Source organism: Meiothermus granaticius NBRC 107808 (assembly GCF_003574355.1).
Lineage (GTDB): Bacteria > Deinococcota > Deinococci > Deinococcales > Thermaceae > Meiothermus > Meiothermus granaticius.
This window is the reverse complement of record NZ_QWLB01000024.1, coordinates 44,591-52,533: the sequence shown is the minus strand read 5'-3', so window position 1 is coordinate 52,533 and position 7,943 is coordinate 44,591. Positions and strand designations below refer to the sequence as shown.

At 65.5% G+C, this 7,943-nt stretch carries 8 protein-coding genes; 1 reads left to right on the top strand and 7 read right to left on the bottom strand.

The features are described 5' to 3' along the window. Both Mgrana_RS16955 and lysA read right to left on the bottom strand, forming a co-directional pair. Positions 1-1,393 (bottom strand): vWA domain-containing protein (locus tag Mgrana_RS16955; protein ID WP_206075074.1); only part of this gene is annotated, 1,393 nt, incomplete at its 3' end. Between the two features lie 77 nt (positions 1,394-1,470). After that, positions 1,471-2,649 carry a diaminopimelate decarboxylase gene (gene lysA, locus Mgrana_RS09840; protein ID WP_119357436.1) on the bottom strand — a complete coding sequence of 393 codons (1,179 nt, stop codon included), beginning with the start codon at positions 2,647-2,649 and terminating at the stop codon, positions 1,471-1,473. Here lysA and Mgrana_RS09835 point away from each other — a divergent pair. Continuing rightward, positions 2,642-3,346, top strand: coding sequence for a gamma-glutamyl-gamma-aminobutyrate hydrolase family protein (locus Mgrana_RS09835; RefSeq protein WP_119357435.1), 705 nt, complete (start codon positions 2,642-2,644; stop codon positions 3,344-3,346). The genes lysA and Mgrana_RS09835 overlap by 8 nt on opposite strands. 7 nt (positions 3,347-3,353) lie before the next feature. Here Mgrana_RS09835 and Mgrana_RS09830 read toward each other — a convergent pair whose 3' ends face one another. The 5 genes from Mgrana_RS09830 to rapZ all read right to left on the bottom strand — a co-directional run bounded on the left by Mgrana_RS09830 (position 3,354) and on the right by rapZ (position 7,872). After that, a complete protein-coding gene (locus Mgrana_RS09830) occupies positions 3,354-4,256 on the bottom strand; it encodes an AlkZ-related protein (protein ID WP_170146441.1) in 903 nt (300 codons plus the stop codon). 72 nt (positions 4,257-4,328) lie between these two features. Then, positions 4,329-4,922 (bottom strand): hypothetical protein, encoded by a 594-nt coding sequence (locus tag Mgrana_RS09825; RefSeq protein ID WP_119357433.1) that lies wholly within the window; start codon positions 4,920-4,922, stop codon positions 4,329-4,331. A gap of 94 nt (positions 4,923-5,016) precedes the next feature. After that, positions 5,017-5,706: a glucodextranase DOMON-like domain-containing protein gene (locus Mgrana_RS09820; protein ID WP_119357432.1), complete on the bottom strand. Its 690-nt coding sequence runs from the start codon at positions 5,704-5,706 to the stop codon at positions 5,017-5,019. 20 nt (positions 5,707-5,726) lie between these two features. After that, entirely contained in the window at positions 5,727-6,938 is a 1,212-nt protein-coding gene (locus Mgrana_RS09815; protein ID WP_119357442.1) for a gluconeogenesis factor YvcK family protein, read from the bottom strand. Positions 6,939-7,041: 103 nt separating this feature from the next. After that, positions 7,042-7,872 carry an RNase adapter RapZ gene (gene rapZ / locus Mgrana_RS09810; protein ID WP_119357431.1) on the bottom strand — a complete coding sequence of 277 codons (831 nt, stop codon included), beginning with the start codon at positions 7,870-7,872 and terminating at the stop codon, positions 7,042-7,044. Positions 7,873-7,943: the final 71 nt, after the last annotated feature.

The window sequence follows — 7,943 nt, the reverse complement described above, 5'->3', positions numbered from 1 at the left end:
CTTCGGGGGGCTTGGGGGGGCGGGCCTGGAAGCGATAAAACTCCGCCGCCAACAGGAGGGCGGCCAGCAGGGCCAGCCACGGGGCGAGGCTGAGCTGAAAAGAGGGGGGTAGAGGCTGGTTGGGCGAAGGGCGGGGAAGCAGGGTTTGTTGGCTCGAGAGCAATCCCTCGCGTACCGCAGCGCGGGGAGCGATGAGGTTGTAGAGCAAAACCGGAAAGGCCGGAAGGTTTTGCAGGCTCTCTATAGGGGGCAGGTAGAGGCCATTCGGACGGTACCAAGCCAGAGCCTGCCCGTCCTCGCTCACCGCCAGGGGCTGCCAGCCGCTTCCCTCCGGCTTGGGTGGGATGTCCAGGGTATACCCCACCAGCTCGGCCCCCCGCAGGTAGGGCAGGGTGCGCTCCACGTCAAACACCTGGGCCTGGCCGCTCGAGGTCGGGGCGAAATACACGGTGAATTCGGCCGGAACCGCCGGGGGGGTACCGATCCCAAAGGCCAGCTCGGCGGGGCGGGCCCGCGAGGTTCCTAACAGCCCCAGCAACCGCTCGAGCGCGGGGGAGTCGCCCGAAACCGCTACCCGCACCCGGCGCAGGTCGAAGCGGGCGGTGTTGTCGAGGGCCAGGGCGTCGTTCACCTCGATCCGGGCTTGGAAGGTTTGGGCGGGGACCTCCAGGCTCGAGTAGCCCCCAGCGGGAACCTGGACGGGGTAGCTTTTCCCGTTTACGCTCACCGTCCCCCTCCAGGGGCCGGGCCCGGCATTGGCCAGGGCCATGAAGCCCGGCCCTACCGCGGTGATCCCCACGTTGGGCCCGTTCCCAGCCACGTTGATGTAGCCATCGGCTCCCAGGGGTGCAGGGGCATCGGCGATCACCAGGGTCCGGGCCCCTGGGAGCTGCCCCTTGCCCCGGGCGATGGCCGCTGCCAGGTCTGCGCTCCGGGCGGTTGCGCGAAGGGTTGCCAGGGGCTCGAGCAGCGTTCTACCCAGGGCAGGCCCGAAGCTTTGGGGCTGCTCGGCGGCCACCACCAAGACCGCCCTGGGGGCTCTGCTCAACTGCTTACGGGCCTCCGCTTTGGCCCGCTCGAGGCGGCTGGGGGGCAGATCCGTGGCCCCCATAGAGGCCGCCGCACTGATCACCACGATGACCTCTCCGGGCCGCTCCAGGGCCAGCCGAGGGGCGGCCAGGGCCAAGACCATCAGTGCCGCCGCCAACAACAACAGGAGCAGCCGCAGGTCTAGGCGGCGCCGAGACCGCCCTTGGCGCTGGGCCTTTTGCCACAGCCACAGCCCCGCGACCCTGCGCTCTGGGGGCCGCTTGCGGCGATACCACCACCACACCAGCCCCAGCGTGGGCGGCAGGAGCGCCAGCAGCCAGGGCAGGCCAAAGGTCAGGTACATCCCTTCCAGCCTATTGCGCGGGGTGCCCGCTGTCAGTAAGGGACGACAGGGTTCCTGCTCTGCCGCCGGAAGGGCTGCTAAAGCTCGTCAGCGAAGAGGCTTTCCCAGCTTTGTTTGCGCCGCAGAACCTCCCACTCGCCCCCATTCCACAAGAGCTCGAGGGGCCGGGGGTAGTCGAGATAGTTGCTGCTCATGCTGCTGCCATAAGCCCCCGCTTGGAGGATGGCCAGCGCGTCCCCTTCTTTGGGGGTGGGGAGCCGCACCTCTTTGGCCAGGATATCCCCGGACTCGCAGACCGGGCCGGCCAGGTCCCAGGTTTCCGTCTTCCGACCGGTGTAGAGCGGCAAAATGGGGTGCTGGGCCCCATAGAGCATTGGGCGCAGCAGGGTCATCATCCCAGCATCTACCAGCATGAAGTTGCGCCGGGTGCGCTTGGTCCCCCAGATTTTGGTGACCAAAACCCCGGCCTCGGCGACCAGGTAGCGGCCCGGCTCGAGCCACAGCTCGGCATCAAAGGCCTTGGCCAGTGCGGTCGCGGATGGGGCCAGCTCGGCTGGATTCAGGTCCAGCCCAAACCCCCCCCCCAGGTTGAGCACCTCGAACGGCCCGTGCTGAAGGTATAGCTGCCGCATTACCTCGTACCCAGCATGGTAGTCCTCGGGCCGGGAGAGGGCTGAGCCCAGGTGAACGTGCAGCCCTAGAACCTCGAGGTCCCCCTTGCGGGCGACGTCCAGTGCCTCCCCCAGGTCCTCGGGGAGGATTCCGAACTTGCTCTCCCCCCGTCCGGTGGCCAGGTGGTCGTGGGTGCTGATGGGAAGATCGGGGTTCACCCGCAACAGGACCCTCGAGCCGGGCAGTATTTGGGCGACCCGCCGAATGTCTGCGAGCGAATCCAGGCCCAGGATGGGGATGCCGATCTCCGCCAGCTCCTCGAGGGTGGCCGGGGTTTTGACCGGCCCATTGAGCAGCACCTCGGTTCGCTGAAACCCCGCCCGGTAGGCCCGGTGAACCTCCCCCAGGCTCACCGCCTCGAGGTTGAGACCCCACTCGAGGAAGCGGCGCAGGAGGCCCAGCCGGGGGTTGGCCTTCATGGCATAGAAGATCTCCGCGCTGGGAAAGGCGGCCTGTAGGGTCTCTATCCGATTCCGCAGGCTCTCGAGGTCATAGGCGTAAAAGGGGGTCTCGAAAAACCGGCTGGCTTCGTGCAGTGCGGCTTGGAATTCGGGCCGTAGGGCGTTAGATTGGGCTATGCTCATAGGCGTCAGTTCTCAGTATCGCACGACCGAGGGCCTCATGCGTTATAAAATCTGGGGCCTGCTGGATCCATACCTAAAGGCCTTGGAGGCGCAGGGCGCAGGGGTGGTTCTTCTACCGCCCCAGCTCGAGCCTCGGCTGCTGGAAATCCTAAAGAGGCTGGATGGGGTGTTGTTGCCTGGGGGGGTGGATGTGGACCCAGCCCGTTTTGGCGAGGAACCCATTCCGGAGCTGGGGGAGGTGAGCCTGGAACGGGATGCGCTGGAGCTGTTCATCGCCCGTTATGCCGCCGAACACGGCCTTCCTGCTCTGGGCATCTGCCGGGGGATTCAGGTGATGAATGTGGCGCTGGGGGGCAGCTTGTACCAGGACTTGCCGACCCAGGGTTTTGGGGCTGTTCAGCACGCGCAGAAATCGGAGCCGGGGGTGCTCGCGCATAGCCTGGAGCAGATCGGGGAAAGCCCGCTGAAGGGCTTGTTTGAACCGCGCTTCCGGGTTAACTCCTACCACCATCAGGCCCTCAAGGATTTGGCCCCAGGGCTACGCTCGGTGGCCGCGGCCCCAGATGGGGTGGTGGAGGCGGTATACCTGGAGGGGCACCCCTTCTTCCTAGGGGTGCAGTGGCATCCCGAACTTTTACCGCAGCAGTGGGGGATCTTCCGCCTTTTGGTGGAAGCGGCAGGGCAGCCGGTGGGTTGAGCCCGAGCTACCGGGTTGCGCGGGGGCGAGACCGCCGGGGGGGCCTCGAGGTGGCCGGGTCTATCCCAGTCTTGGCCTGAGCGAGTAGCTCCGCCAGGATGAACGCACGGTTGGGGGTGGGGTCTTCTGAACTGACCAAACGCCCTTTAGCCACGAGGATCTCTAAAGCCTCGAGGGTGTCCTCCAAATCCCAGCTCAAGAGCTTGCGGACCTCGCTGAGCAGGGCCGCTCCCAACGAGCGAAAATAGGCCTCGAGGATCTGGCTGCGCGCCTCTGGGCTGCTCAGGCGACGGGCTTGGGTCAGCAGCTCGGGATAATGGCGGTGCACACACTCGTACTCGAAGGCATACTTCCACCGTCCGGCTTTGACCACGCCGATGGGCAGGATCTTGAAATCGGCCTGGAGCTCCTCGAGGGCTTTTCCAAACCGGTATAGCTCGTTCTTGAGCCCGGCTTTCTTGCGCAGGAGCTGGGTGTGCAGCGGGCCTTCGGCCAGCAGAACCTCATAGACCTGCTTGGCTTCCGTGCTGAGCTGGCCCTCACGGTACTGCTCGAGGTAATCCTCCTCGGGGTCGCCGTAGTTCTGGCTAAGGGCGTAAAAGGCCGGGGCCAGCTCGAGGCCGATCAGGGTGCCCTTGCGCTTCAAGACTTTGGCGTAGTACCAGCGCTTCTTGCCCAGAAGGCGGTCCTTCCAGGTCCAGGTGATGTGTCCAGGGTCGCTTTGGTTGCTGGCGACCGGGCGATCCCCCGCCACCGCTACCCACAGGCTGGGCAGAGGGATCCCCTGGATGGGCCAGAAGAAGATGAAGCCGCGTTCTCGAACGAACCGGACGGCCTGCTCGAGGGTTTGCACCTTTCCAGGCTGGAAGGTCTGATTACGATATTGATCTAAAACAGTCGGCGCAATCACGCTTATAGCATAACGGAGCTCGAGGGCCCGTCTGTGGCTTGACCCCGGGTTGAGGCCCCGCTCGAGCGGAATTCAGCGGACGCTCAGGCTCTGCACCCAAACCAGCTCGCAAGCCCCTGCCCCGCTGTCGGCGCGGCTGAGCGAGGTGTTCCAGGTAAACCCGTTCGGGCCGCGGACATTGACCAGGTATCCCTTGATGTGGACCAGATTGCCAGGTTTAAGCCCCTCGAGGTATCCCGCCATCCGCTCATCGGGGGGGATTAGGTGCATGTTGGCGCTGCTGGTGACCACCTCCTCGTAGGGGATCGGTAGCTCGTCGGCGCTCCAGAAGTAGAAGCGGTCGGACTGGCGGATGTTGAAGTACCGCAAAACCGCTGAGTCCGACATCCGCCCCCAGCCCAAGGCCAGATCTACCGGGGAGAGTTGGGCCCCCGCGTCGTAGCGGTAGAGGTGTTTGGAGAGTACCCGCGCCTCGAGCTCGAACTGGGCCACCGCACTCAGGGTATAGCCCTTGAACTCCAGGGTTCCCGGCTTGGGGAGGGCAGTCTGCACCGGGGGATACGGGGCCAGCACCCCCGGCCCGTGAGGGATGGGGCGAGACTGTATCCCCCGTACCAGCCATGCCCCCGAGAGGGCCAAGATGAGGAGAAGGGTCCCGATGCGCACCCCCTCAGGGTAAGAGAAGAGGGCCCCTAAAGAGGTTCAAATCCGAGGGGGGCCTTCGCAGAGAGGCCGAGAACCCCATCTGAAACGGGGTTGCTTAGCGGTGGGGAAACCGAAAGGCCAACAGCAGCATCAGCAAGCCCAACCCCGCGCTCAAGAGGGCCAGGGGCAGCCGAAGCGGTCGCTGGGCCTGTACGGGTTCCAGCACCCGGCTCGAGTAGGCCTGGGGTTGGGAAGAGGCCAGCACATCCACGGCAGCCGGAGCCCCGGCAGGGCCATCTAGGCTCCAGGCCCCGCCCCCTGGCCGTACCTGGCGGAAGTACCAAGGGTCGAAGGGATCGTAAATCCCCACCGCCACGTAGTATCGGTAGTCGCCTGGGGGCAGCGTGGGCGTCACCTCCAGCCAATCCTCGCGCTTCTCCAGGCCCACGGGTTGAGCCCTCCCGTCGGGGAGCCGCTCCTCAGCAGTCCAGCCGGTGAGGAGATAGGCCCGGTGCCACCCCTGCCCGGCTGGAGCGCGGAACCCTGCACCGGGCAAATTTGGGCTGCCGCCCTCGTTCTCCTGCAGGTAGATCGCCACCGTAGCCAACGAAAAACCATGGGGGGCATTCAGGGCGTTGGGGTAGCGGTGAAGCCGCACCCGCAGTACCAGCTTTTGGCCCCGCTCGAGGGCCTCAAAACCGGTGAGGTCGGCAAAGCCCGCCTCGGCAAAGAGGGCCGCTCGGGGGTAGGCATAGCCTAGTCCGTGGTCGTCGCCGATAGGGTCGGTGAGGAGGAGGGGGATCATGAAGCCGTAGAAAGATTGGGTTAACGCAGGTCCATAAGCGCGCGGACCAGTTTGGCTGGATCGTGCTGGGCAAAACCGGGCTCGAGGAAATCCCCGGTGATCAGCCGAACCCCCTGCCCTTCGAACCTCGAGGGGGTGAACCGCACCGGGACTTGCCCTTCGGCCTTGTAGCGCATCAGGATCTCCTCGGGGATGGGGGCCACATTCACCAGCACGGTGGAGGGCTTGCGGCCTAGGTGCTGCACCACCGCCTGGTAGTGGTCAAAGACGTCCATGCCCTCGGTTTCACCGCGCTCGCTCATAATGTTGGCGATATAGACCAGCCGAGCCCGGGACTGCTGGATCGCGGCTTGGATGCCCCGGGGTAAAAAGCTGGGGATCACGCTGCTGAAGAGGCTTCCCGGCCCCAGCACGATCATCTCGGCCCGCTGGATCGCGGCTACCGCCTCGGGCATGGCCACCACCCCGCTGGGGTTGAGTCCCGCCCGCAGCAGGCGCCCAGGCCGCTCGCGCAGGGCGGTTTCCCCATCCACCCGCTGGCCGTCGCTGCGCTCGGCCCACAGCCGAGCCGCCTCGAAGGTTGCTGGCCACACCGCTCCCCGCAGCCGCAGCACCTGGTTGGCCTGGCGGATGGCGTGGGCAAAGTCACCGGAGAGCTCCGAGAGCGAGACCAGCATCAGGTTGCCGAAGGTATGGCCCTTGAGCTCCTCGCCCCGCTGAAACCGGTACTCCATCAGCTCAGGCAGCCCTTCTGCATCCGAGAGGGCGGCTAGGCAGTCCACCAGATCCCCCACCGCCGGAACCCCGAAGCTGGCCCGCAGCCGTCCAGTGCTGCCCCCGTCGTCGGTAACCGCCACCACCGCGGTGATGTTGGCGGTTTCCATCTTGAGCCCCCGCAACACCCTGGATAGGCCTGTCCCACCGCCCAGCGCCACGATACGGGCCCCCGCCCCCAGCTTGCGGCTGATGTACACCTGCTTGGACACCGAACCCACGTCGGTAACGGCAGAAAGCATGCTGCGGTTCATCCAGCGTAGCCCCAGCAAGAAGAGGATCATCCCCCCGCTGAACCACAGGAGCCCAGAAAACCACTTGGGTACGGCGAAACCAGTGGAATGGACCAGCTGGATGAACAGGGTGATCAGACTGGTTTGCCAGGTGAAGTGGACCACCCCTAAAAACATCATCAGCACGCCGACCAAAGCGATGGCGGCGTAGCGCTTGACCCGCATCCCGGGCAGCCACCACCGAAGGGCGCTGGAGAAGCGATCATCCGCAGGGTGAGCCCGCCAGCCCTGGCTCAGCTCGGCCAGGCTCGAGCGGCTAGCCCCCAGGTTAGGCGGCTTGGTTCTTTTCCAGATCACGGTGCTCCAGTTCAACCCTGAACCGCCCGGAAAGCTCCTGGGCCAGACGCTCGGCTACCGCCACGCTGCGGTGCTGGCCCCCAGTGCAGCCGATGGCCACGGTGTAAGCAGCCCGTCCGCTGGCCCTCGCTCCTTCCGCCGAGAGGCCGGTGGTGGTGAGGAGGGCTCGGTAGAAAGGATCAAAGGCTGGGTCTGCGAAAACGTAGGCGGCCACCTCGGGGTCGGTACCCGGCAAGGATTTGAGCCGGGCTTCGTAGAAGGGGTTGGGTAGGGCTCGCACATCCAGCACCACATCTGCATCGGGAGGCGGCCCCCACTTAAAGCCGAAGGAGAGCAGCCGCAGCAGAAACCCCTCCTCCTCTCCCAGGGCCCGCTCGAGGATGGCCTTGAGCTGACGGGGGGTGCGCTCTGAGGTGTCAATGACCAGGTCGGCCCGGTCCCGGAAGGGGGTTAGGGCCTGCCGTTCCTCCTCGATCTCGCGCAGCAAGTTGCCCATCCCCAGCGGATGTACCCGGCGCGAGAGGTTGTAGCGCTTGAGGAGCACATCGCTTTTGGCCTCGAGGTAGATGATGAAGGGGTGCAGCTGACTCAGAATGGCCTCGGCGTCCTCCAGCAGCTTGCGGGTGCGGATGTCCACCACCACCACCACCTTCTTCACCCCCGCGCTGGCCAGCGAGTCCAACAGATCGGGCCATAGCTCCGGCGGGAGATTTTCCACCGAGTAATAGCCAAGATCCTCGAGCGCCATCCGGGCCGAGGTTAGCCCTGCCCCACTTTGTCCACTCAACACAACCAGTCGCATAGCTTGGCTGGGGTAACCCTGTACCCCACCCTGACAGTATAGCGGTTGCAACACCCCATCCCAGGGCCGCT